Source organism: Pectobacterium atrosepticum, from assembly GCA_019056595.1.
In the GTDB taxonomy this organism is placed as follows: domain Bacteria; phylum Pseudomonadota; class Gammaproteobacteria; order Enterobacterales; family Enterobacteriaceae; genus Pectobacterium; species Pectobacterium atrosepticum.
Map to the genome: position 1 here is coordinate 3103306 of CP036163.1, position 22350 is coordinate 3125655.

Annotated in this window: 20 protein-coding genes, 2 tRNA genes, 1 rRNA gene, 1 riboswitch and 2 other annotated features; of the genes, 9 read left to right on the forward strand and 14 right to left on the reverse strand. The window is 52.0% G+C overall.

What is annotated here, in order from left to right:
• Window positions 1-518: 518 nt before the first annotated feature.
• From thiH to DCX48_14785, 7 genes are all read right to left on the reverse strand, one after another.
• Window positions 519-1640: a 2-iminoacetate synthase ThiH gene (gene thiH, locus DCX48_14755; protein QXE15668.1), complete on the reverse strand. Its 1122-nt coding sequence runs from the start codon at window positions 1638-1640 to the stop codon at window positions 519-521.
• Window positions 1637-2422, reverse strand: a complete 786-nt coding sequence (locus DCX48_14760; protein ID QXE15669.1) for a thiazole synthase — start codon at window positions 2420-2422, stop codon at window positions 1637-1639. Before DCX48_14760 ends, thiH begins: the two co-directional genes overlap by 4 nt.
• A 1-nt stretch (window position 2423) precedes the next feature.
• A complete protein-coding gene (gene thiS, locus DCX48_14765; GenBank protein ID QXE15670.1) occupies window positions 2424-2624 on the reverse strand; it encodes a sulfur carrier protein ThiS in 201 nt (66 codons plus the stop codon).
• Entirely contained in the window at window positions 2621-3400 is a 780-nt protein-coding gene (locus DCX48_14770) for a HesA/MoeB/ThiF family protein (GenBank protein ID QXE15671.1), read from the reverse strand. The genes thiS and DCX48_14770 overlap by 4 nt, the downstream gene beginning before the upstream one ends.
• Window position 3401: 1 nt before the next feature.
• Entirely contained in the window at window positions 3402-4043 is a 642-nt protein-coding gene (locus DCX48_14775; protein QXE15672.1) for a thiamine phosphate synthase, read from the reverse strand.
• A complete protein-coding gene (gene thiC / locus DCX48_14780) occupies window positions 4040-6019 on the reverse strand; it encodes a phosphomethylpyrimidine synthase ThiC (GenBank protein ID QXE15673.1) in 1980 nt (659 codons plus the stop codon). The genes DCX48_14775 and thiC overlap by 4 nt, the downstream gene beginning before the upstream one ends.
• 114 nt (window positions 6020-6133) lie before the next feature.
• Window positions 6134-6271, reverse strand: a riboswitch (TPP riboswitch).
• Window positions 6272-6393: 122 nt separating this feature from the next.
• On the reverse strand, window positions 6394-6855 hold the full coding sequence (locus tag DCX48_14785) for a sigma D regulator (protein QXE15674.1): 462 nt from the start codon (window positions 6853-6855) through the stop codon (window positions 6394-6396).
• 108 nt (window positions 6856-6963) lie between these two features.
• Between DCX48_14785 and DCX48_14790 the strand changes: the two genes are divergently transcribed.
• The 6 genes from DCX48_14790 (at window position 6964) to DCX48_14815 (ending at window position 11451) form a co-directional block, all read left to right on the forward strand.
• Window positions 6964-7746 (forward strand): NAD(+) diphosphatase, encoded by a 783-nt coding sequence (locus DCX48_14790; protein ID QXE15675.1) that lies wholly within the window; start codon window positions 6964-6966, stop codon window positions 7744-7746.
• 99 nt (window positions 7747-7845) lie between these two features.
• Entirely contained in the window at window positions 7846-8910 is a 1065-nt protein-coding gene (locus DCX48_14795; protein ID QXE15676.1) for a uroporphyrinogen decarboxylase, read from the forward strand.
• A 15-nt stretch (window positions 8911-8925) separates the two neighbouring features.
• Window positions 8926-9615, forward strand: coding sequence for a deoxyribonuclease V (locus tag DCX48_14800; protein QXE15677.1), 690 nt, complete (start codon window positions 8926-8928; stop codon window positions 9613-9615).
• A 77-nt stretch (window positions 9616-9692) separates the two neighbouring features.
• Window positions 9693-10283, forward strand: a complete 591-nt coding sequence (locus DCX48_14805) for a DUF416 family protein (protein ID QXE15678.1) — start codon at window positions 9693-9695, stop codon at window positions 10281-10283.
• A 204-nt stretch (window positions 10284-10487) separates the two neighbouring features.
• Complete coding sequence (locus tag DCX48_14810) at window positions 10488-10760, forward strand: DNA-binding protein HU-alpha (protein ID QXE15679.1); 273 nt, start codon at window positions 10488-10490, stop codon at window positions 10758-10760.
• A 4-nt stretch (window positions 10761-10764) separates the two neighbouring features.
• On the forward strand, window positions 10765-11451 hold the full coding sequence (locus DCX48_14815; protein ID QXE15680.1) for a DUF1481 domain-containing protein: 687 nt from the start codon (window positions 10765-10767) through the stop codon (window positions 11449-11451).
• Between the two features lie 68 nt (window positions 11452-11519).
• Here the strand turns inward: DCX48_14815 and purD are convergent, their stop codons facing one another.
• The gene (gene purD, locus DCX48_14820; protein QXE15681.1) at window positions 11520-12806 is read right to left on the reverse strand and encodes a phosphoribosylamine--glycine ligase; all 1287 of its coding nucleotides are present in this window, start codon (window positions 12804-12806) and stop codon (window positions 11520-11522) included.
• 17 nt (window positions 12807-12823) lie between these two features.
• On the reverse strand, window positions 12824-14413 hold the full coding sequence (purH, locus tag DCX48_14825) for a bifunctional phosphoribosylaminoimidazolecarboxamide formyltransferase/IMP cyclohydrolase (protein QXE15682.1): 1590 nt from the start codon (window positions 14411-14413) through the stop codon (window positions 12824-12826).
• Between the two features lie 606 nt (window positions 14414-15019).
• Window positions 15020-15487: a sequence feature (possible 16S ribosomal RNA but 16S or 23S rRNA prediction is too short), on the forward strand.
• A 64-nt stretch (window positions 15488-15551) separates the two neighbouring features.
• Between purH and DCX48_14830 the strand changes: the two genes are divergently transcribed.
• The 3 genes from DCX48_14830 (at window position 15552) to rrf (ending at window position 16904) form a co-directional block, all read left to right on the forward strand.
• A tRNA-Ile gene (locus tag DCX48_14830) sits at window positions 15552-15628 on the forward strand.
• Window positions 15629-15670: 42 nt separating this feature from the next.
• Window positions 15671-15746, forward strand: a tRNA-Ala gene (locus DCX48_14835).
• A gap of 196 nt (window positions 15747-15942) precedes the next feature.
• Window positions 15943-16681 (forward strand) — a sequence feature (possible 23S ribosomal RNA but 16S or 23S rRNA prediction is too short).
• Between the two features lie 107 nt (window positions 16682-16788).
• A 5S ribosomal RNA gene (gene rrf / locus DCX48_14840) occupies window positions 16789-16904 on the forward strand.
• Between the two features lie 183 nt (window positions 16905-17087).
• Here rrf and DCX48_14845 read toward each other — a convergent pair.
• The 5 genes from DCX48_14845 to DCX48_14865 all read right to left on the reverse strand — a co-directional run bounded on the left by DCX48_14845 (window position 17088) and on the right by DCX48_14865 (window position 22266).
• A complete protein-coding gene (locus tag DCX48_14845; protein QXE15683.1) occupies window positions 17088-17849 on the reverse strand; it encodes an amino acid ABC transporter ATP-binding protein in 762 nt (253 codons plus the stop codon).
• 8 nt (window positions 17850-17857) lie between these two features.
• Complete coding sequence (locus tag DCX48_14850; GenBank protein QXE15684.1) at window positions 17858-18952, reverse strand: amino acid ABC transporter permease; 1095 nt, start codon at window positions 18950-18952, stop codon at window positions 17858-17860.
• A gap of 9 nt (window positions 18953-18961) precedes the next feature.
• Window positions 18962-20140, reverse strand: coding sequence for an amino acid ABC transporter permease (locus DCX48_14855; protein ID QXE15685.1), 1179 nt, complete (start codon window positions 20138-20140; stop codon window positions 18962-18964).
• A gap of 55 nt (window positions 20141-20195) precedes the next feature.
• Window positions 20196-21221 carry an amino acid ABC transporter substrate-binding protein gene (locus DCX48_14860; GenBank protein QXE15686.1) on the reverse strand — a complete coding sequence of 342 codons (1026 nt, stop codon included), beginning with the start codon at window positions 21219-21221 and terminating at the stop codon, window positions 20196-20198.
• 379 nt (window positions 21222-21600) lie between these two features.
• Window positions 21601-22266, reverse strand: a complete 666-nt coding sequence (locus tag DCX48_14865; GenBank protein ID QXE15687.1) for an amino acid ABC transporter permease — start codon at window positions 22264-22266, stop codon at window positions 21601-21603.
• Between the last annotated feature and the right edge of the window lie 84 nt (window positions 22267-22350).

Genomic DNA, 22350 nt, shown 5'->3' on the forward strand with positions numbered 1-22350 from the left:
CGAGTTTGCCCCTCTCTTGCCGCGTTATTCGGCCTTATGGCCTCACCCCTTCGGGGTCAGCGCAAGCGCTGTTCAAAACGCCTTGCCGTTTTTGTCCTGCAACTCGAATTATTTAGGGTATACAACGTATCTGATGATTTTTAAGGAAGGGCCGATACGGGTAAGGATAAGCCCCGTATCGGCGGGTTGATGTGCAGAACCGATAAATGGCAAACGGCTCCGGCTAGCAGGCTCAGTACCTCAGGCCTGCCAACGACGCTACTGTATTCTTCGTCGCAGGCCGTGACGATAGGCCGAATGTCATGTTGCGCGGCGCTATCCTGAGAATATTGCCTTCCGCGTAACTCTCATTCCGGCCTGCGAGCTGCTTCCCAAATCAAGCGTATCAACTCATGTCGATCGCTTAAAATCTGAGATACCGAGGGCTACCACGGCATGAGGCATCCCTACGGGAACCTCATCACCGGGTTTCCCTCTCACTTCACGCTTAAGTGATCACTATCAGGCGCATCGTCCCACTACCTGCCTAAATACCCGTCCCAGTCTTTCCACACCGGTTGAAGACCTGCTCGTATGATGGCCTGCGCTACATCTTCAGGGCGTCGTGAATCATGCGGTGTGAACTGTTCCAATTCGGGATGATTGTCGGCATAGCCACCCGGCTGGGTTTTGGAAAACGCGCTGACATTGTTAATCGCAATGGGAATTGCATGATCGCGAAAGAAAGGTGATTCGCGCGTGGAAAGCGATAGCTCAATATCCGGTGACAGTAATCGGAATGCACAAATCACCTGCATGAGCTGTGCTTCATCCATTAACGATGCTGGCTCAATGCCGCCCGCACAGGGGCGCAGGCGAGGGAACGAGATAGAGTAACGACTCTGCCAGTAGTTCTGCTGTAAGTGCAGCAGATGTTCCGCCACCATGTAGCAGTCGGTTCGCCAGCTATTGGATAGGCCGATTAAAGCACCCAGCCCGATCTTGTCGATCCCCGCACGACCAAGCCGATCCGGCGTAGCGAGTCGCCAGTGGAAATCCTGCTTTTGTCCTTTTAGATGGTGCAGTTGGTAGGTCGCTGGGTGGTAAGTTTCCTGATAGACCATCACGCCATCCAGCCCCAGCATTTTCAACTCGGCGTACTCGTCCTGCGATAGTGGCTGGACTTCGATCATCAACGAACTGAAGAGCGGTCGAATCAGTGGAAAGACGCGACGAAAATAGTCCATTCCCACCTTGCGCTGATGTTCGCCGGTCACGAGCAGCAGGTGTTCAAACCCGAGTTCTTTGATAGCCGCGCATTCACGTAGAATCTCTGCCTCATCCAGCGTTTTTCGCTTGATGTGATTGCTCATCGAAAAACCGCAGTAGGTGCAGTCGTTGGAGCACAGATTGGACAGATATAACGGTACATAAAAGCTCACCGTATTGCCGAAACGCTGTCGAGTGAGCTGCTGTGCCCGCTGGGCTAGCGGTTCCAGATAAGCGCTGGCGGCAGGTGAAATGAGCGCCATAAAGTCGTCGCGCGTCAGGTGTGGCGCAGTAAGCGCTCGTTCAACGTCAAGCGTGTTTTTACTGTTGATGCGCAGCGTCAGGTCATCCCAGTCGAGTTGTTCCCAGGCGGTTTGAAAATCGACGCTCATCGCTCCGCCCCTTCCGTTTGCTGGTGCAGAAAACCGGTGAGCGGGCTGGTGGCGCTGGCGACAAACTGCTTATTTCCCAGCCCGGCTTGACGAGCAAGCCCACCGGCATCGACGGCCAGCCGAAATGCGCGCGCCATCGCCACAGGATCGCGGGCAACAGCGATTGCTGTATTTACCAACACGCCGTCGGCCCCCATTTCCAGCGCATCGGCCGCATGGCTGGGCGCACCAATACCCGCATCGACAATCACCGGAATACGCGCCTGTTCGATGATAATGCGGAGAAAATCACGCGTTTGCAGCCCCTGATTGGAGCCAATTGGCGCACCCAGTGGCATCACGGCGGCGCAGCCGACTTCTTCCAGTCGTTTGCACAGTACTGGGTCGGCACCGCAATAGGGCAGCACCGTGAATCCCTCTTTGACCAACTGCTCGGCGGCCTTCAGCGTTTCGATAGGGTCGGGCAGCAGGTATTTCACATCGGGGTGAATTTCCAGTTTCAACCAGTGAGTACCCAGCGCTTCACGCGCCAGTCGGGCAGCAAAAACAGCTTCGTCTGCGGTTTTGGCACCTGACGTGTTTGGCAGCAGCTTGATACCGAGCTGGCGTAGCGGAGCGAGAATGGCATCGTTGCCGCCATTCAGATCTACGCGCTTCATCGCCATGGTGACTAACTGCGAACCGGAAGCCTCAAGTGCCGCTAGCATCAGCTCTGGCGTGGCGAATTTGCCGGTGCCGGTCAGTAGTCGTGAAGTTAATATCGTATCGGCAATGTGCAGCATGTCATCCTCCCGCGATTGCCTGAAAAAGCAAAATATCATCACCGTCTTGCACTTGATGCTGTGACCAAGTGGCGTGCGGGATAATGGTCTGGTTGATGGCTAACGCTGTGCCTGGCTGGAACCGATTTATCTGGTTCAGCAGCGTCTCAACCGTCATGGCCTCTGGGCACTCAAAGGGCTCATCATTCAACGTGATTTTCATGCCACGCCTCCACATACCGGGCAATGAGGCGAACGCGTCAGTTGGAGTGTGCTCCAGCTCTGCTGCTTGCCATTGAACATTCTCAGTTTGCCGTCCAACGCGGACGGCAAGCCTGCCAGCAGTTTGATTGCTTCCAGCGCCTGAAGTGTGCCAATCACACCGACCACCGGACCAAGCACGCCAGCAGTACGACAGTTGCGCTGCGGTTCGGCGGTATCGGGGTACAGGCAGGCGTAGCAGCCAGAGTGATAAGGCGGCGTGAAGACCGTGAGTTGACCGCTGAAACCGACGGCGCTACCGCTGATCAGCGGCTTGCCAGCCCCTACGCAGGCGGCGTTAACCGCATGGCGGGTTATCATGTTGTCGCTGCAATCCAGTACCAGATCGACACGGCTGACGGCGTTGTGTAACGCGTCACCGCTTAGCCTTTCGGTAATAGCAATCGCTTCTGAATGTGGGTTTAACGCCTGTAGCTGACGCTGTGCCAACACCGCTTTGGGCTGGTCGGTTTCGCTGGTGCGATACAGAATCTGGCGTTGCAGGTTGCTGATATGCAGCGAGTCATCGTCGGCAAGCAGTAGCGTGCCGACTCCTGCGGCGGCAAGATAGAGTGAGGCGGGCGAGCCCAGTCCACCTAGCCCTACCAGCAGAACGCGGGCAGCTTTGAGCTTCTCCTGACCTTCCGGGCCAATATCTTCCAGCATCAGTTGACGGCTGTAGCGCATGAACTCGCTATCGCTCAGTCCCGCAGGCGTTGGAGGGTGATTAGTTACCATTTCATGCCTCCCGTCCCTCAATCATCTTGAGCAGCGTCGCCGTGGCTTGCCGCCAGTCTGGTGCCTGAGTAATGGCGCTGACGACGGCAATGCTGCCGACGCCCGTTGCCAGCACCGCAGGCACTCTGTCGATGCTGATCCCACCGATTGCCACCGTGGGAAAACGGCCTTGCAGATCGGCGATGTGTCGGGTCAGTTCGGCCAACCCCTGCGGCGCAGAAGGCATATCTTTGGTCTGCGTGGGGAAAATATGCCCGAGTGCGATGTAGGACGGGTTTATTGCTACTGCACGCGCCAGTTCACGATCGTAGTGCGTAGAGACGCCTAAGCGCAGGCCGGCTTTTTTAATCGCAGCCAGATCGGCTGTATCCAGATCTTCCTGACCCAGATGTACGCCATACGCCTGATGCTTTACTGCCAATGTCCAGTAGTCATTGATGAAGAGCTGAGCCTGATAGCGACTACCCAATGCGATCGCTTGGATCACATCGGTTTCGGCTTGTTCATCTGACCGATCTTTGATTCTTAGCTGGATCGTTTTCACCCCGACACCGAGCAGGCGTTCGATCCACTCCACGCTATCGACAACAGGATAGAGCCCCAGCCGCTGTGCCGTTGGGGCAAAAGGCGTCGAGTCCGTCATTTGCTTTCCTCGGCTTGTAGGCTGGTGGCGCTGTGATAAAGCTCGCTGCCACGAGAGCGGAATTCCTGCGACATCTCAGCCATGCCAATTTCAATCGGTTTGGCTTCCGTTTCCTGTTTCGCGGCGTAATCGCGCACTTCCTGTGAGATTTTCATCGAACAGAATTTAGGACCGCACATGGAACAGAAGTGGGCGACTTTACCGGATTCTTGCGGCAACGTTTCATCGTGGTAGGCGCGTGCCGTTTGCGGATCGAGTGCCAGATTGAACTGATCTTCCCAACGGAATTCGAAGCGCGCTTTAGACATGGCGTTATCACGGATTTGAGCGCCGGGGTGACCCTTCGCAAGATCGGCCGCGTGGGCGGCGATCTTGTAGGTAATCAGCCCTTGCTTGACGTCTTCTTTGTTCGGCAAGCCGAGATGCTCTTTCGGTGTCACGTAACAGAGCATCGCACAACCGAACCAGCCGATCATGGCGGCACCGATGCCAGAGGTAAAGTGATCGTAACCCGGTGCAATATCTGTGGTTAGCGGGCCGAGTGTGTAGAACGGCGCTTCGTGACAGTGCTCCAGCTCTTCGGTCATGTTGCGGCGGATCATCTGCATCGGAACGTGCCCGGGGCCTTCGATCATTACCTGTACGTCGTATTCCCAGGCAATTTTGGTTAGCTCACCCAGTGTATGCAGCTCGGCAAACTGCGCTTCGTCATTGGCATCCTGAATGGAGCCTGGGCGTAAGCCGTCACCCAGCGACAGCGCGACATCATAAGCGGCGCAGATTTCACAGATTTCGCGGAAGTGTTCGTACAGGAAGCTCTCTTTGTGATGCGACAGGCACCACTTCGCCATGATGGAACCCCCGCGCGAGACGATGCCGGTCAGGCGTTTGGCCGTCATCGGGACGTAGCGCAACAGCACGCCAGCATGGATGGTGAAATAGTCCACCCCTTGCTCGGCCTGTTCCAGTAGCGTATCGCGGAACATTTCCCAGTTCAGGTTTTCCGCCACGCCGTTCACTTTCTCCAGCGCCTGATAGATTGGCACTGTCCCGATTGGCACCGGACTGTTACGCAGAATCCACTCGCGAGTCTCGTGAATATAGCGTCCGGTCGAGAGATCCATCACCGTATCCGCGCCCCAACGGGTAGACCAGACCAGCTTTTCCACCTCTTCTTCGATGGAGGACGTCACGGCGGAGTTACCAATATTGGCGTTAACTTTCACCAGAAAATTGCGGCCGATAATCATCGGTTCCGATTCTGGGTGATTGATGTTTGAGGGAATAATAGCGCGCCCGGCAGCCACTTCCTGACGGACGAATTCCGGCGTGATGTTTTCCGGCAGGAGGGCACCGAAACTTTGGCCCGGATGCTGTTGGCGCAGAACTTCGCCGCGAATGCGCTCGCGTCCCATATTTTCGCGAATAGCGATAAATTCCATTTCGGGGGTAATCATGCCCTGTCGCGCATAGTGAAGCTGGGTGACGCGTTTGCCTGTTTTGGCACACAGCGGTCGTGGCAAATGTTCGAAGCGCAGATGATCCAGACCAGCATCCGCCATGCGCTGTTGGGTGAAATCGGAGCTGACGCCGGATAACGCTTCGGTGTCGTGACGTTCTGCAATCCAACTGGCACGCAGCTTCGCTAACCCAACGCGGACATCGGGTTGCGCGGCGGGGTCGCCATAAGGCCCTGATGTATCATAAACCGGGATCGGCTCATTGGGTTCGTATTGGGGATCGTCTTTGCTGCCGCCGAGTAGCGTCGGGCTGAGCTGAATCTCCCGCATCGGTACGGCGATGTCGTCACGCGAGCCCGCAAGGTAAATACGTTTTGAATTGGGAAAGGCGGTTCCCTGTAAAGTTTCAATAAACCGCTGAGCGGCAGCACGCTGTTCACGGCGACTTGGTTTTGACGATGTGGATGGCTCTTGTGTTGCAGACAAGGGGTTGATAGACAATGGTTCTGTAGACATAGCAAGTTCCTGTAATGCGTAAAGGGAAGATTGCTTGTCTGGAGCCCGGAGGGAGTAATAATGATATTAAGCATCAGGGTAGGTATGTAGAAATACACAGCCTTGGGCTCAATGAGGTGCATTACTCTTGTTCCCTTCGCAGGTATTAACCCGATCAGGTTCCGCGGATCCCGAATTAACGGTCTCAGCCTGTGCGCTCATAGGTTCCGTAAAAACGAAACACAAGCACGCTAGGCACTCCGACAAGATTTGCCCGTCTCTTAAACGGGCGAATAAAACCCCTACACTGTATGACGGCAAAACGCGGATGTCAAAGCGTGCCGATTTTACCTGTACAGCGTGTGATGATGGTCTTAAATAACGTCAAATGATGGCTAGTTATCGTAAACCTGCTTGATCATGTTGTCTTCTAACGTAAAACGCTCTTCTAATGCTTCGCCGACGCTGGAAAGTGCCTGCTGGAATTCGATGCAGTTATCGTGGTCGATGGCGGCCGCCAGGTGGCTATCGTAAAACGTCATGATTTGCTGCGTGTTATTTTGCAGGGCGAAGTCGAGCTGGGTGGAAAGTGCTAATACTTGTTCGCTGTGGGTCGCTGCTTCATGCAGCATTTTTTCATATAAATGAAAGTGGCCTGTTGAAAGATAGTCCACCAGATTCTGGCAAAAATTATCCAATGCCTCTTCATCCAAAAGAGAAAGCGCTTCCTTATTCGGCTTGATGCCAACCAGATGATAGTAAGCCACCAGAAGCTGCTTACGCGCTTGTAGCCATTGGTCGATTAACGCATTATTGCCACCAACGTATTCAGTCAGACTTTGTAGCTGGTTTAGCATTGTTGACTCCGTGAACGGTAAGAACTAACTGAAATCCCAGTTATAAAACTTATGTAATCACTCTGAATGTAAAATGCCAGTGAAGTGGCAGTGGAGCAATAAAAAGATATGGAACAGACGCTAAAAGGTGATGAAACCGGCTGGTGGGTCGTTAGCGATGCGGTACAAATCTGGATGCCTCAAGGAGAATTGCCACTCGGAACGGCTACAGAGTGGTCGTTACAGGGGAAAACAGCTCGTCAAATCGGTGAATGGCAAGGGCAGCTTGCCTGGCTGGTGTGTCAGGGTCGGGATACTGATATGGCATCGGTTCGCCAACTGCTCGATCAGGACGTGGGTTTATTCCAACTAGCGGGGCGAGGCGTACAGCTGGCTGAGTTCTATCGATCTCATCGTTTTTGCGGTTACTGCGGGCATGAAATGGTGCGGAGTAAAACGGAGCTGGCGTGCTTATGTCATCACTGCAAAGAGCGTTATTACCCGCAGATCGCGCCTTGCATCATCGTCGCGATTCGCCGTGGCGAGGAAATTTTGCTGGCGCAGCACAATCGACATCGCGGAAACATGTACACCGTGCTGGCTGGGTTTGTAGAAGTAGGCGAAACGCTGGAGCAAACGGTCGTGCGTGAGGTAATGGAAGAGAGCCAAATCCAGATAAAAAATCTGCGTTACGTGAGTTCGCAGCCTTGGCCATTCCCTCATTCTCTGATGATGGCGTTTATGGCCGATTATGCGGGTGGAGACATCAAGCACGATCCGAAAGAGCTGCGTGACGCAGGCTGGTTCCGCTATGACCAACTCCCTCAGTTGCCTCCGCCGGGCACCGTGGCGCGTCGGCTTATCGAAGATACGGTGGTGTTGTGCCGCGCTTATCACGAGAACGAAGGCTGACGTGGTACTATTTGCACCATAACGTATTCGTTTCATAAAACATCTGCTTCAACCCATCTATCCGGTGTAGAACCGCCGTGAGGCTGAAAGGAAAAGAACATGACTGATCTGAAAAACGATCGCTATTTGCGGGCATTATTGCGCCAACCTGTTGATATCACTCCGGTGTGGATGATGCGTCAGGCGGGGCGTTATTTGCCGGAATATAAGGCAACGCGCGCGCAGGCTGGCGATTTTATGTCGCTGTGTAAAAACGCAGAGCTGGCTTGTGAAGTCACGTTACAACCTTTGCGGCGTTATGCGCTGGATGCAGCGATCCTGTTCTCTGATATCCTGACTATCCCAGATGCCATGGGCTTAGGCCTCTATTTTGAAGCGGGGGAAGGCCCACGCTTTCACTCACCCATCACGACTCATGCCGATGTGGTTAAACTGCCGGTTCCCGATCCAGAACAGGAACTCGGTTATGTGATGAACGCGGTGCGGACGATCCGTAAAAATCTTGCTGGTGAAGTGCCGCTCATTGGCTTCTCGGGTAGCCCGTGGACGCTGGCGACCTATATGGTTGAAGGCGGCAGTAGTAAAGCATTTACCGTCATCAAGAAAATGATGTTTGCTGAGCCTAAAACGCTGCACCTGTTGCTGGATAAGCTGGCTGATAGCGTCATTCTTTATCTCAACGCACAGATTCGCGCAGGCGCGCAGGCGGTAATGGTATTCGATACCTGGGGCGGTGCATTGAGCGGGCGTGACTACAAAGAATTCTCTCTGCATTACATGCATAAGATCGTTGACAGTTTACAGCGTGAGAATGAAGGGCGCCGTGTGCCAGTGACGCTCTTTACCAAAGGCGGGGGCCAGTGGCTAGAAGCGATGGCAGAAACAGGCTGTGACGCTCTGGGGCTGGACTGGACGAGCGATATTGCCGATGCACGTCGTCGCGTAGGTGATAAAGTGGCGTTACAGGGAAATATGGATCCCTCAATGCTGTACGCCGATCCGGCACGGATCGAACAGGAAGTGGCATCGATCCTCGCTGGATTTGGGCAAGGCAACGGACATGTTTTCAATCTGGGTCACGGCATTCATCAGGACGTGCCGCCGGAGCACGCGGGCGTTTTTGTTGAAGCGGTACATCGGTTGTCCCGCGCTTATCACGCATGATTCACAGGAGGTGATGTGATTGATACACAACGGCTGCGAGCTGAGCAGTTGGCTCGCGCTTCTGATGTGATTCGGCACGATGATTTACCTTTTGAACAGCCTGCGTTTATCGCGGGTGCGGATGTTGGCTTTGAACAAGAAGGTTCGGTAACTCGCGCCGCAATTGCGGTAATGCGCTATCCTTCGTTGGAACTGGTAGAATACAAGATTGCGCGTATCAGCACGACGATGCCTTATATCCCCGGTTTTCTTTCGTTTCGTGAATGCCCTGGGCTGTTAGCTGCGTGGGCGTTGCTTGAAAAAAAACCGGATCTGCTGTTTGTCGATGGGCATGGGATTTCCCATCCACGCCGTCTCGGTGTTGCCAGCCATTTTGGTCTGTTGGTTGATGTGCCCACGATTGGCGTGGCGAAAAGTCGGCTTTGCGGCCGGTTTGAGCCGGTGGCAGAAAGCGTCGGTAGCCAGCAGCCCTTGTTGGATAAGGGCGAGCAGATTGGTTGGGTATGGCGTAGCAAAGCACGTTGTAATCCGTTGTTTGTGGCGACAGGGCATAGAATCAGTCAGGATAGCGCATTGCACTGGGTACAATGTTGCATGCGCGGCTACCGTTTACCGGAGCCGACCCGTTGGGCTGATGCCGTCGCATCAAATCGTCCCGCATTTGTGCGTTGGCAACGGCAGCAAGCGGCCAACGTATTGTCGTAAAACTTTAGGAATTCAGGCATAGGGCGTCACTGTGATTTCAGGTACACTGCCGTCCGTCGCCGTTAATGAGCATAAAAATGTTACGTAACCCCATTCATTTACGTCTGGAAAAGCTGGCGAGCTGGCAACATGTCACTTTCATGGCATGTCTTTGTGAACGTATGTATCCAAATTACCACGAATTTTGTCGTCAAACAGAATTCGGCGACGCGATGGTTTACCGCCGCATTCTCGATCTGGTATGGGAAATATTGGTTGTTAAAGATGCAAAGGTCAATTTCGATAGCCAGTTGGAAAAGCTGGAAGAAGCGGTTCCCGCTGCTGAAGATTACGATCTTTATGGCGTCTACCCGGCTATTGATGCCTGTATCGCGCTGGGCGAGCTGATTCATTCGCGTTTAAGCGGTGAAACGCTGGAACATACGATAGCTATCAGCGAAGCGTCTATCCGCACGGTTGCTATGTTGGAAATGACGCAGGCCGGTAAAGAAATGACCGACGATGAGCTAAAGGTTTTGCCTGCAATTGAAGAAGAATGGGATATCCAATGGGAGATTTTTCGCCTGTTGGCGGCCTGTGAAGAACGCGACATTGAGCTGATCAAAGGGCTCCGTTCCGATCTGCGCGAGGCCGGAAGTAGTAACATCGGGATAAATTTGCATCAATAACGCGATAAAACGTGATTTAAGGCCTGAAATGGCCTGTCTTAAGGCTTCACATTCGCACCCTGTCTGGTCTACATTTGGGGGGCGTAAAAAAAGTGGCTGTCGGTGCGTGTATGCAGGAGAGTGCTATTACACCCTAAAACGGGAAAGGGCATATCCGTCGCACTCGATGCTTAGCAAGCGATAAACACACTGTAAGGATAACTTATGAATAAGACTCAACTGATTGATGTAATTGCGGACAAAGCTGATCTGTCAAAAACACAGGCTAAAGCAGCTCTGGAATCAACTTTGGCGGCAATTACCGAGTCTCTGAAAGAAGGTGATGCAGTACAATTAGTTGGTTTTGGTACGTTTAAAGTCAACCATCGTAATGAGCGCACTGGCCGTAACCCACAAACCGGTAAAGAAATCAAAATTGCTGCTGCCAATGTGCCAGCGTTTGTTTCTGGCAAGGCTCTGAAAGACGCTGTTAAATAAGCCCATGCCGGTTAAAAGTTTAAGCAGAGGGGCGTTTTCGCCCCTTTTGCTTTTACGACGTTTGTGTGGCGCAGGCCTCGTACTTATTGCTGTCGTGGCCTGCAGTAGCCGCACTGCACCGCCGGACGTCTTCTCCAGCGGTTACGTTGCCGATCGTGGCATCGTGCGTTTGTGGCGTAAGGATGATGCGCAGGATACGACGGCACTGACCACCGTGTATAATCCGCTTCAGGGCAATGCTCTAGTGGTGACTCGCTATACGTTCCAACAGGATAAGCTACGCGAGATACAGCGTAATCAGCTCGGGACGCAAAAAGAAGATATGCGTTTGCGCTTTGCAGAGGATGGAACCGTCAGCTTTATGCAGCGGCAGCTTGCTGAAAGACGTGAGTCAGTTTCCGATGATGATGTCGCGCTCTATCAGTTTGATGCTAAACGTATGCTGGAATTGAGTGATGTTCTGCGTGCAGGAAAGGTGATGCTGAAGCAAGGGAAATGGCTGGAAGGGCAGGTTCAGTCTTGTGACGGTACGGTAGTTCGCCCTGATTTTGACAGAGACTCGCGCGAATGGATTGCGCAGCAAAAATCGCATGCAACGCGTCCCCTAAACGTAGCATGGCTGGAAGCACCTGAAGGAACGCAGCTATTGCTGGTGGTGGAAGATGACGTCTGCCAGTGGCAGCCTAAATAGCCATTAAAAAACCCGGATTTCTCCGGGCTTCAGTATTTATCAGATAATCGTTATCGGACCATCGTTTATCAGGCTTGCTCGCGCTCAATGGCACGGTAGCCGATGTCTTTGCGACAGAAGACCCCTTGCCACTGAATACCTGCTGCTATTTCATAAGCGCGTTGTTGTGCTTCAACCACGGTATTACCCAATGCAGTGACGCACAGTACTCGCCCGCCGTTGGTGACAACATTAATACCATTCAGCTTGGTGCCAGCATGGAAGACTTTGCCATCTTCGGCATCCTGCTGCGGTAAACCAGAAATAACATCACCCGTATTGTAGTCATCTGGGTAACCGCCTGCGGCCAATACCACGCCCAGAGACGGACGTTCATCCCAGACCGAATCTTTCTGATCCAGCGTGCCGTCACAGCCTGCCAGACACAGTTCCACCAGATCGGAGCGCAGGCGCAGCATAATTGGCTGTGTTTCTGGATCGCCAAAGCGACAGTTGAACTCGATCACTTTTGGCTGGCCATCGGCAGAAATCATCAGACCGGCATACAGGAAACCAACGTAGGTATTTCCCTCGGCGGCCATGCCGTTCACGGTCGGCCAAATCACCTGATCCATCACTCGCTGGTGGATTTCATCGGTCACGACTGGCGCTGGCGAATAAGCGCCCATACCACCGGTATTCGGGCCAGTATCTTTATCCCCTACGCGCTTATGATCCTGGCTGGTCGCCATCGGCAGCACGTTCTTGCCGTCCACCATCACGATGAAGCTCGCCTCTTCGCCATCAAGGAACTCTTCCACCACGATACGGTGTCCAGCATCCCCGAATGCATTACCTGCCAGCATATCCTGAATGGCGTTTTCCGCTTCCTGCAACGTCATCGCGACAATCACGCCCTTACCAGCGGCCAATCCGTCCGCCTTGATGACGATAGGCGCACCTTTACTGTGTACATAAGTCAGAGCAGGTTCCACTTCGGTGAAATTCTGGTATTCCGCTGACGGGATGTTATGGCGTGCCAGAAAATCTTTAGTAAAGGCTTTCGAGCCTTCTAGCTGTGCTGCTGCTTGTGACGGGCCAAAGATTTTTAGACCTGCACTCTGAAACGCATCCACAACACCGATAACTAACGGTGTTTCTGGGCCAACGATGGTTAAATCGATGTGGTTTTCCTGAGCAAAGGCGACTAACGCTGGAACATCGGTTGCGGAGATATCGACGTTGGTCAGCGCTGGTTCAAGTGCGGTACCTGCGTTTCCTGGAGCAACATAAACCTGTTTCGCCAACGGTGATTGTGCCGCTTTCCAGGCCAGCGCGTGTTCGCGTCCGCCATTACCAATTACTAAAATGTTCATTTCGGTCAGCTCCAGAATTAATGGCGGAAATGGCGCATGTCGGTAAAGATCATCGCAATGCCGTGTTCGTTGGCGGCAGCAATAACTTCATCATCACGAATAGACCCGCCCGGTTGGATCACGCAGCTAATGCCAACGGCTGCGGCAGCATCAATACCATCACGGAATGGGAAGAATGCATCAGAGGCCATGGCGGAACCTTTAACTTCCAGCCCTTCATCGGCCGCTTTGATTCCGGCGATTTTCGCGGAGTAAACGCGGCTCATCTGACCGGCACCTATTCCGATGGTCATGTTGTCGCGTGCGTACACAATTGCATTGGATTTAACGAATTTAGCCACTTTCCAGCAGAAGAGCGCATCGCGTAATTCCTGTTCGCTCGGCTGGCGTTCGGTCACGACACGCAGTTGAGACGTATCGACCATGCCCAAATCGCGATCCTGTACCAGTAAACCGCCGTTGACACGTTTGAAGTCCAGAGCCGGAACGCGTTGCTGCCAGCTACCACTGGTCAGGACGCGTACGTTTTGTTTGGCAGCAGTAACCTTTAACGCGGCATCACTGGCGGATGGCGCAATAATGACTTCGACAAACTGACGGCTGATGATGGCCTGTGCCGTTTCTTCATCCAGTTCGCGGTTGAAAGCGATAATGCCGCCGAATGCGGATGTTGGGTCGGTTTTATAGGCGCGATCGTAGGCATCAAGAATTGAGCCGCCAATTGCTACGCCGCACGGATTCGCGTGTTTAACGATAACGCAGGCTGGTTCGGCAAATTCCTTCACACATTCCAGCGCAGCATCGGTATCGGCGATGTTGTTATAAGACAGCGCTTTGCCTTGTAGCTGTGTAGAGGTGGCGACAGAGGCTTCGTGAATATTCTCTTCTATATAGAAGGCAGCTTGTTGATGACTGTTCTCGCCGTAGCGCATGTCCTGCTTTTTGATGTAGTTCAGGTTCAGCGTGCGGGGGAAGTGGCCAGATGGTTTATCGGTATCACCGTGGTAAGGCGGAACCAGTGCGCCAAAGTAGTTGGCAATCATGCTGTCGTAAGCGGCAGTATGCTCGAAGGCTTTAATGGCTAAATCGAAACGGGTTTCGTAGGTCAATGAACCTTCGTTAGCGTCGATTTCATTAATGATAGTGGTGTAGTCGCTGCTCTTGACCACGATTGCCACATCTTTATGGTTTTTGGCGGCGGAGCGTACCATCGTCGGGCCGCCGATATCGATGTTCTCAACCGCATCTTCTAATGTGCAGTTCTCACGGGCGACGGTCTGAGCGAACGGATACAGATTCACAACGACGATATCAATCGGTTTGATGTCGTGCTGCGTCATGATCGCATCATCTTGATCGCGTCGTCCCAGAATGCCGCCGTGTACTTTCGGGTGCAGAGTCTTTACACGCCCATCCATCATTTCTGGGAAACCGGTGTAGTCAGAGACTTCCGTCACGGCTAAGCCAGCATCGGCCAGCAAACGGGCGGTTCCACCTGTTGAAAGGAGCTCGACACCACGATGGGACAGAGCTTGAGCAAATTCGACAATACCTGCTTTGTCAGAAACGCTGAGCAGAGCGCGGCGAATTGGACGGCGTTGTTGCATGATGATGTTATCCCCTGGATTTGGGTAGTCAGTAAAGAACGGTATGTGAATATCGTCTTTGTCAGAGTAATAATTGCGGAATAAAGAGAAATATTCAGTTAGCGTTCGCAAAAATACGACGATTTTGAACGGGGTGAATTGTAGCGAAAACGTTTGCGTGATGCTCGTCAATTTTTGAGTAGAATGCTTTCTGTGGATAAGTTTGTGCAAAAATAGGTATAAGGTGGGGTTTTGCTGTGGAATGCAGCAAACAGTCATTTTTCTTTAAAATACCTATTGTCAGCGGGCGAGAAGTCCCTATAATGCGCATCCACTGACACGGCAACAGCGACTTACGAAGTTGGTGTGACAGAAAAGATTCAACGAAGGCAGTCAGTAATGACTTGACTTCACAGCGGAAAAGCATAATATATGCGGCCCGCGCCACGGAAGACGTGGCACTGCTCTTTAACAATATAATCAGACAATCTGTGTGGGCACTCACAAGACCGTATCTTAAACGATATAAAAAGTCTTGAAGAGTGAACAACAGTAAAATTCATTACGAATGAACAGTTACTAATTCTTTGAGCATCGCTGACGAGTTCAGCAAATCAAACAAATCTTAAATTGAAGAGTTTGATCATGGCTCAGATTGAACGCTGGCGGCAGGCCTAACACATGCAAGTCGAGCGGTAGCACAGAAGAGCTTGCTCTTTGGGTGACGAGCGGCGGACGGGTGAGTAATGTCTGGGAAACTGCCTGATGGAGGGGGATAACTACTGGAAACGGTAGCTAATACCGCATAACGTCTTCGGACCAAAGAGGGGGACCTTGTCGTAGTCCGGATTGGAGTCTGCAACTCGACTCCATGAAGTCGGAATCGCTAGTAATCGTAGATCAGAATGCTACGGTGAATACGTTCCCGGGCCTTGTACACACCGCCCGTCACACCATGGGAGTGGGTTGCAAAAGAAGTAGGTAGCTTAACCTTCGGGAGGGCGCTTACCACTTTGTGATTCATGACTGGGGTGAAGTCGTAACAAGGTAACCGTAGGGGAACCTGCGGTTGGATCACCTCCTTACCAATAAAGATGTGTGTTAAGTGAAGTGCTCACACAGATTGTCTGATGAAAATAACGAGCAGAAATACCTTAATAGGCTTGTAGCTCAGGTGGTTAGAGCGCACCCCTGATAAGGGTGAGGTCGGTGGTTCAAGTCCACTCAGGCCTACCAACTCTTCCATGAGTGGTATCTAAGGTAACTGTAAGTAGAGATGGGGCTATAGCTCAGCTGGGAGAGCGCCTGCTTTGCACGCAGGAGGTCTGCGGTTCGATCCCGCATAGCTCCACCATTAAAAAAGACTTCAGAGCGTATTGGAAACAGTATGCTGCGAAGTATTTTGCTCTTTAACAATCTGGAACAAGCTGAAAATTGAAACATGACAGCTGAACATGCATGACTGCCTTCGGGCGGGTCGTGATGAATCAGCATGTCAATGAGTCTCTCAAATAATCGCAGCGCGAGGATGAATCGAAAGAAACATCTTCGGGTTGTGAGGTTAAGCGACTAAGCGTACACGGTGGATGCCTAGGCAGTCAGAGGCGATGAAGGGCGTGCTAATCTGCGATAAGCGTCGGTAAGCTGATATGAAGCGTTATACCCGACGATACCCGAATGGGGAAACCCAATGTGTTTCGACACATTATCATTACGTGAATACATAGCGTAATGAGGCGAACCGGGGGAACTGAAACATCTCAGTACCCCGAGGAAAAGAAATCAACCGAGATTCCCCTAGTAGCGGCGAGCGAACGGGGAGGAGCCCAGAACCTGAATCAGTTTGTGTGTTAGTGGAAGCGTCTGGAAAGTCGCACAGTAAAGGGTGATAGAAACAGGTTAATATTCCTGTACTCGGTGTTACTGCGAAGGGGGAACGGAGAAAGCTAGGTTATCCGGGCGACAGGTAAATCCGGGTCATCGTTAACACTGAGGCGTTATGACGAGTCACTACGGTGATGAAGTAACCGATGCTACGCGAACGCACCACTGGTGTTCGGGTTGTGATGCCAATTGCATTGCCCGGTAGCTAAGTGCGGAAGAGATAACCGCTGAAAGCATCTAAGCGGGAAACTTGCCTCGAGATGAGTCTTCCCTGGGCACTAGATGCCCCTGAAGGGCCGTTGAAGACTACGACGTAGATAGGCTGGGTGTGTAAGCGTAGCGATACGTTGAGCTAACCAGTACTAATGACCCGAGAGGCTTAACCTTACAACACCGAAGGTGTTTTGTGGGTGACTCATATAAAACGATATTCAGCTTGTTCAAAGATTGGTTCTGATGGTTATACGACACAAGAAAAGTGAAGTGTAACGGTTGGAATGAAACAGAATTTGCCTGGCGGCGATAGCGCGGTGGTCCCACCTGACCCCATGCCGAACTCAGAAGTGAAACGCCGTAGCGCCGATGGTAGTGTGGGGTCTCCCCATGTGAGAGTAGGGAACTGCCAGGCATCAAACATGTGGAAAGCCCCTGTCGAAAGACGGGGGCTTTTTGCTGTGGGGCATTTGGGGAGCTGGAATTTGTTTTCTTCCTTATGTCGTCAGGTATGTGATGAGCAGTGCGAACAGTAAGGACCATCATAATGGCGATGCAGGGGAAAGCCTGCGCAGGTACGCAGGCTTATTGTTCTGAATTAGTGCAGGATTTGTGAAAGAAATGACTGCGTGCGCTCTGAACGAGGACTAGAAAAGAAGATATCTGGTGGCGCTTGTTCTACGATCTCACCTTGATCCATAAAGATCACCCGGTCAGCGACGGTTTTCGCGAACCCCATTTCGTGCGTTACGCACAGCATCGTCATCCCATCTTGTGCCAGCCCCAGCATTGTATCTAGCACTTCTTTCACCATTTCAGGATCCAGTGCGGACGTTGGTTCGTCGAACAACATAATCTTGGGCTTCATGCACAGAGAACGCGCGATAGCTACGCGTTGCTGTTGGCCTCCAGATAGTTGTCCCGGGAATTTATGGGCATGTGCGGCGATGCGCACACGTTCCAGATAGTGCATGGCCAACTCTTCTGCTTCTTTTTTCGGTGTGTGACGTACCCAGGATGGTGCCAGCGTGCAGTTTTGTAATACGGTTAAGTGCGGGAAAAGATTGAAATGCTGAAACACCATGCCAACTTCAGTGCGAACTTTTTCGATGTTGCGCAAATCGTTATTCAACTCAATGCCGTCAACAACAATCCGTCCCTGCTGATGTTCTTCGAGATGATTAATACAGCGTATGGTGGTCGATTTACCCGATCCGGAAGGGCCACACAGCACAATGCGTTCCCCTTGCCTGACCTGCAAATTGATGTCTTTAAGCACATGAAATTGTCCGTACCACTTATTCACATTTTCTAAGGTAATCATGTGATCGGTTGATTGAGTTAATGCAGTCTGATTCATCGATGGCCTCAGTGTGAATTGTGTCCGGTGTTAAAACGATTTTCCAGATGTTGGCTATAGCGCGACATGCTGAAACAGAAAATCCAGTAGACCATTGCGGCAAAAACGTAACCTTCTGTCGACATACCCAGCCAAGTGGGGTCGACGGTTGCCTGCTGGATACTGCTGAAGAGATCGAAAAGGCCGATGATGATGACTAGGCTCGTGTCTTTAAAGAGAGAAATGATGGTGTTCACCAGACCTGGGATAACCATTTTCAGCGCTTGGGGAAGGATGACCAGCCCCTGCATACGCCAATAGCCTAAGCCCAGAGATTCAGCCGCTTCATACTGTCCTTTAGGAAGCGCCTGCAAGCCACCGCGAACCACCTCGGCGACATAAGCGGATTGGAATAAAATCACGCCAACTAATGCCCTTAGCAGTTTGTCGATAGTGGTGCCTTCCGTTAAAAACAGCGGCAGCATCACGGACGACATAAAAAGCACGGTGATTAACGGTACACCACGCCAGAATTCGATGAACACGACGGAAAGCATACGGACAATCGGTAGCGTGGAACGGCGGCCTAATGCGAGCAAGATGCCTAATGGTAGTGCGCCGGCGATACCTACAGCAGCGATAATCAGCGTTAACGTTAACCCGCCCCACTGATACGTTTCCACTCTACTGAGCCCGCCAAACCCACCGTAAAGTAGCCACCAGGCGATGAGTGGGTAAGCCACTGTCCAGACGGCAATGTAACGTCCGCGATAGGGAATGGTTTTCAGAAACATCGGTAGGATACTGAGCAGACCGATAGCGAGTGCAAAGTTGATGCGCCAGACTTCCGTTGCCGGATACAGCCCATACATGAAATGACCAAATCTGGCATGAATGAAGACCCAGCAGGCACCATCACGCGTACAGTCATTACGAGTGGTGCCAATCCAATTAGCCTGAAAGATTGCCCAGTTGAGCAGCGGCGGTATGGCAATCCACAATAGCCAGAGGCAAAACAGTGTTAACAGGCTATTGGCAATACTTGAGAAGAGATTACGTCGTGCCCACTGCATTGCTCTGAGCAGAGGCGGCTGACGGTTTTGCGTATACTGGTTCATCGTCATGGCGTCCTCTTAGCGTTCGACTAACGCAATTCTTCGGTTATACAGGTTCATCAGCAGCGAGATCAGCAGGCTGATAATGAGATAGACCGACATGGTAATGGCGATGGTTTCGATAGCTTGACCGGTCTGATTCAACACGGTTCCCGCGAATAGCGACACCATATCGGGATAGCCAATTGCCGCCGCCAATGATGAATTTTTCACGATGTTGAGATACTGGCTGGTCAGCGGTGGAATGATGACGCGTAATGCCTGTGGGAGGATGACTTTACGCAGCGTAACGGGATTAGGTAAGCCGAGAGAACGCGCTGCCTCATGTTGGCCGTGAGAAACCGATTGGATACCAGAGCGAATAATCTCGGCGATAAACGATGAGGTGTAGACTGAGAGCGCGACAGTCAATGCCGCTAGTTCAGGGATCAACACCATACCGCCACGGAAATTGAACCCTTTTAATTCCGGTACATTCCAGTGAAAAGCAGGGCCGAAAACCAGATGGCTGAGTGCGCACAGGATAAGCAACAAACCCAACGTCAGCGGCCAGGTTCTACGCACCTGACCGGTTAAAGCGTGATAGCGCTGATTACGCCGAAAGACGCTCCATGTCACTACTAGCGTGATCAGTAGAGAAAGAAAAAATGCAGCGGTGCCCGGCCCCATCTCAGGGGATGGCAGATAAAAGCCTCGGTTGCTGAGGAACGCGATATCAAACGCACTGATGGACTGACGCGGGCCCGGCAGATTTCGTAATACGGCAAAATACCAGAAAAAAATCTGCAATAACGGCGGAATATTACGGAATATCTCGATGTAAATGTTGGATATTTTCCGTAATAGCCAGTTGTCGGATAGCCGAGCAAGACCGATGGTAAAGCCGAGAATAGAAGCAAACACGATGCACAATGCTGAAACCAAAAGCGTGTTGAATAGCCCAACAAGAAAAACGCGGGCGTAGGTATCGCCTTGTTGATAGTCAATCAGGTGCTGGACGATGCCAAAGCCGGCGCTTTTATTCAGAAAATCGAAGCCAGAGGTAATGCCTCTTTGCGACAGATTGGTCACAGTGTTGTGCAACAGGTAGGCTGCGACAGACAATACAGCGATAACAACGACAATTTGATACAGCCAGGCGCGCACCGCTGGATTCGTCAGTGATAAATCACCTTTTACGGTTGGGCGTTGTAGCATGCTTGAACCTCGATACGGGGCGCAGCAATACACTGCGCCCAGGTTGTTCTGATAATTAACGTACCGCTGGCGCGTACTGAATCCCGCCTTTGTTCCACAGTTCGTTCAGGCCGCGCTTAATTTTCAGCTCGCTGCCCATACCGACATTACGTTCAAAGATTTCGCCGTAGTTACCGACCTGTTTGATGATTTTGAATGCCCAATCATTCGGTAATTTGAGATCTTTACCGTAGCTGCCTTCATGACCAAGCAGGTGAGACATATCTGGTGTAGTGGGTTTTGCTGCCAGTTGATCGACGTTTTTCGAGGTCACACCCATCTCTTCGGCATTCAGCATGGCGAATAGCGTCCAGCGTACGATAGAGAACCACTCTTCATCACCACGGCGTACAACCGGGCCCAGAGGTTCTTTGGAAATCACTTCTGGCAGAACGATGAATTCAGCAGGTTTGCTCAGCTTGATGCGCAGTGCATACAGCTGTGACTGGTCTGATGCCAGCGTATCGCAACGGCCCGACTCCAGCGCTTTGGCACTTTCATCAGAGCGGTCGAACGTGACAGGGGTGTACTGCATTTTATGGGTTTTGAAGTAGTCAGCGACGTTCAGTTCTGTATCGGTTCCGGCCTGAATACAAACGGTTGCGCCATCCAGCTCTTTTGCACTGGTTAAGCCCGCTTTGTTATGCGTCAGGAAACCAATACCGTCGTAGTAGGTTACGCCAGTAAAGAGCATACCCATTCCGCCGTCACGAGAGGAAGTCCAAGTGGTGTTGCGCGACAGTACGTCAACTTCGCCGGATTGCAGCGCAGTGAAGCGCTCTTTTGCCGTCAGCGGCGTGTATTTGACTTTATTGGCATCCCCGAATACGGCAGCGGCAAGACCGCGGCACACGTCAACGTCAATACCGGAGTATTTGCCACTGGCGTCTGCATAGGAAAAGCCGGGTAAGCCATCACTGATACCACATTGCACAAATCCTTTCTTCTGAATGGCGTCCAGCGTTGCACCAGCATGGGCTTGGTTGATGGCGGCAAAGAGTGACGCGCCAGCAACCAGAGTAGAAATCACTATTCTTTTCATAATCATCCTAGCGTCTAGAGTTATCTGCTGTTGTTGCAGTACACAGTTGTGTTGCGGCGCACAATAAGGTGCACCATACCTGTCTGTCGGTATGCCGACGTAAGCAGAGCAAAGCAAATAAAATGCCAGTTTTCTATTTGCTTGATAATGAAGACGAAATGGAATGGTTATTGATCTAAGTGGGTGCTTCTAATTAGGTATGCGCGCACCGTGACAAATGCAAAGCGGGCAGTGCGCCCTATTTTGGTGCGTAAAAATAGAAAGGGCGGGGCATCTTCAGCCTATTTGCGTATTTTCAGGCGTGGGATTACCTGCTAGGCAGGGGGGGAACGTGGTAACGTCATCAGCCCAGCGGATGGCGTGGGCTGAGGTAGAAACGTTAGTGTGTGATGTGGCGCTGATAATACTTTTCGAGCTTAGCCTGTAATTGGCTTAGCACCGTGCTGAACATCAGATAAATCAGCGCAGCCTCGACATACAGAATCAGAGGTTCATAGGTAACGGAAACGATCCGTTGAGCGGATAAAAACATCTCTGGTACGGTGATGACGGCGGCCAGCGACGTATCCTTGATTAAGGAAATAAACGTATTGGAGAGCGGCGGTAACGAAACGAAAACGGATTGGGGGAAGATGACCCAACGAATCGCCTGCCTGCCATTCATGCCGAGAGAATAGGCGGCACTCCATTGGCCTTTCGGGACAGATAAGATTGCCCCACGGACGATCTCAGAGCTGTAGGCCCCCACACTGACGGTGAAACCAATAAGTGCCGCCGGAAAGGCATCAAGAGTAATACCTGCGCTGGGCAGCCCATAAAAAATCAGGAAAAGCTGCACCAGCAACGGCGTTCCACGAATGACCCAAACGTAGAAATCACCCAGCCATTTCAGCGGCTTTGGGCCATAGAGGCGAACCAGCGCGATGAGAATGCCGAGAGCTAGGCCAAAGATGAAAGACAGGATAGCCAGAGGGACAGTAAATTTCAGTCCCGCAGACAGCAGACTCCAGAAAGAGTCTGCCATGAGTTGTAGCCAAGGCGGCATGAAAACGAGCTCCGATAACGATAGGCGCTAATCACAGCGCGCGCTGATAACAATGACATTGCTAACAACGCGCTCTGGTAACAG

Excerpts from the sequence above, each read along its gene's own strand:
- thiH (QXE15668.1), bottom strand. The coding sequence starts at position 1,640 with ATGAGCGTCGATTTTCAAACCGCCTGGGAACAACTCGACTGGGATGAC.
- DCX48_14760 (QXE15669.1), bottom strand. The coding sequence starts at position 2,422 with ATGCTGCACATTGCCGATACGATATTAACTTCACGACTACTGACCGGC.
- thiS (QXE15670.1), bottom strand. The coding sequence starts at position 2,624 with ATGAAAATCACGTTGAATGATGAGCCCTTTGAGTGCCCAGAGGCCATG.
- DCX48_14770 (QXE15671.1), bottom strand. The coding sequence starts at position 3,400 with ATGGTAACTAATCACCCTCCAACGCCTGCGGGACTGAGCGATAGCGAG.
- DCX48_14775 (QXE15672.1), bottom strand. The coding sequence starts at position 4,043 with ATGACGGACTCGACGCCTTTTGCCCCAACGGCACAGCGGCTGGGGCTC.
- thiC (QXE15673.1), bottom strand. The coding sequence starts at position 6,019 with ATGTCTACAGAACCATTGTCTATCAACCCCTTGTCTGCAACACAAGAG.
- DCX48_14785 (QXE15674.1), bottom strand. The coding sequence starts at position 6,855 with ATGCTAAACCAGCTACAAAGTCTGACTGAATACGTTGGTGGCAATAAT.
- DCX48_14790 (QXE15675.1), top strand. The coding sequence starts at position 6,964 with ATGGAACAGACGCTAAAAGGTGATGAAACCGGCTGGTGGGTCGTTAGC.
- DCX48_14795 (QXE15676.1), top strand. The coding sequence starts at position 7,846 with ATGACTGATCTGAAAAACGATCGCTATTTGCGGGCATTATTGCGCCAA.
- DCX48_14805 (QXE15678.1), top strand. The coding sequence starts at position 9,693 with ATGTTACGTAACCCCATTCATTTACGTCTGGAAAAGCTGGCGAGCTGG.
- DCX48_14810 (QXE15679.1), top strand. The coding sequence starts at position 10,488 with ATGAATAAGACTCAACTGATTGATGTAATTGCGGACAAAGCTGATCTG.
- DCX48_14815 (QXE15680.1), top strand. The coding sequence starts at position 10,765 with ATGCCGGTTAAAAGTTTAAGCAGAGGGGCGTTTTCGCCCCTTTTGCTT.
- purD (QXE15681.1), bottom strand. The coding sequence starts at position 12,806 with ATGAACATTTTAGTAATTGGTAATGGCGGACGCGAACACGCGCTGGCC.
- purH (QXE15682.1), bottom strand. The coding sequence starts at position 14,413 with ATGCAACAACGCCGTCCAATTCGCCGCGCTCTGCTCAGCGTTTCTGAC.
- DCX48_14845 (QXE15683.1), bottom strand. The coding sequence starts at position 17,849 with ATGAATCAGACTGCATTAACTCAATCAACCGATCACATGATTACCTTA.
- DCX48_14850 (QXE15684.1), bottom strand. The coding sequence starts at position 18,952 with ATGACGATGAACCAGTATACGCAAAACCGTCAGCCGCCTCTGCTCAGA.
- DCX48_14855 (QXE15685.1), bottom strand. The coding sequence starts at position 20,140 with ATGCTACAACGCCCAACCGTAAAAGGTGATTTATCACTGACGAATCCA.
- DCX48_14860 (QXE15686.1), bottom strand. The coding sequence starts at position 21,221 with ATGAAAAGAATAGTGATTTCTACTCTGGTTGCTGGCGCGTCACTCTTT.
- DCX48_14865 (QXE15687.1), bottom strand. The coding sequence starts at position 22,266 with ATGCCGCCTTGGCTACAACTCATGGCAGACTCTTTCTGGAGTCTGCTG.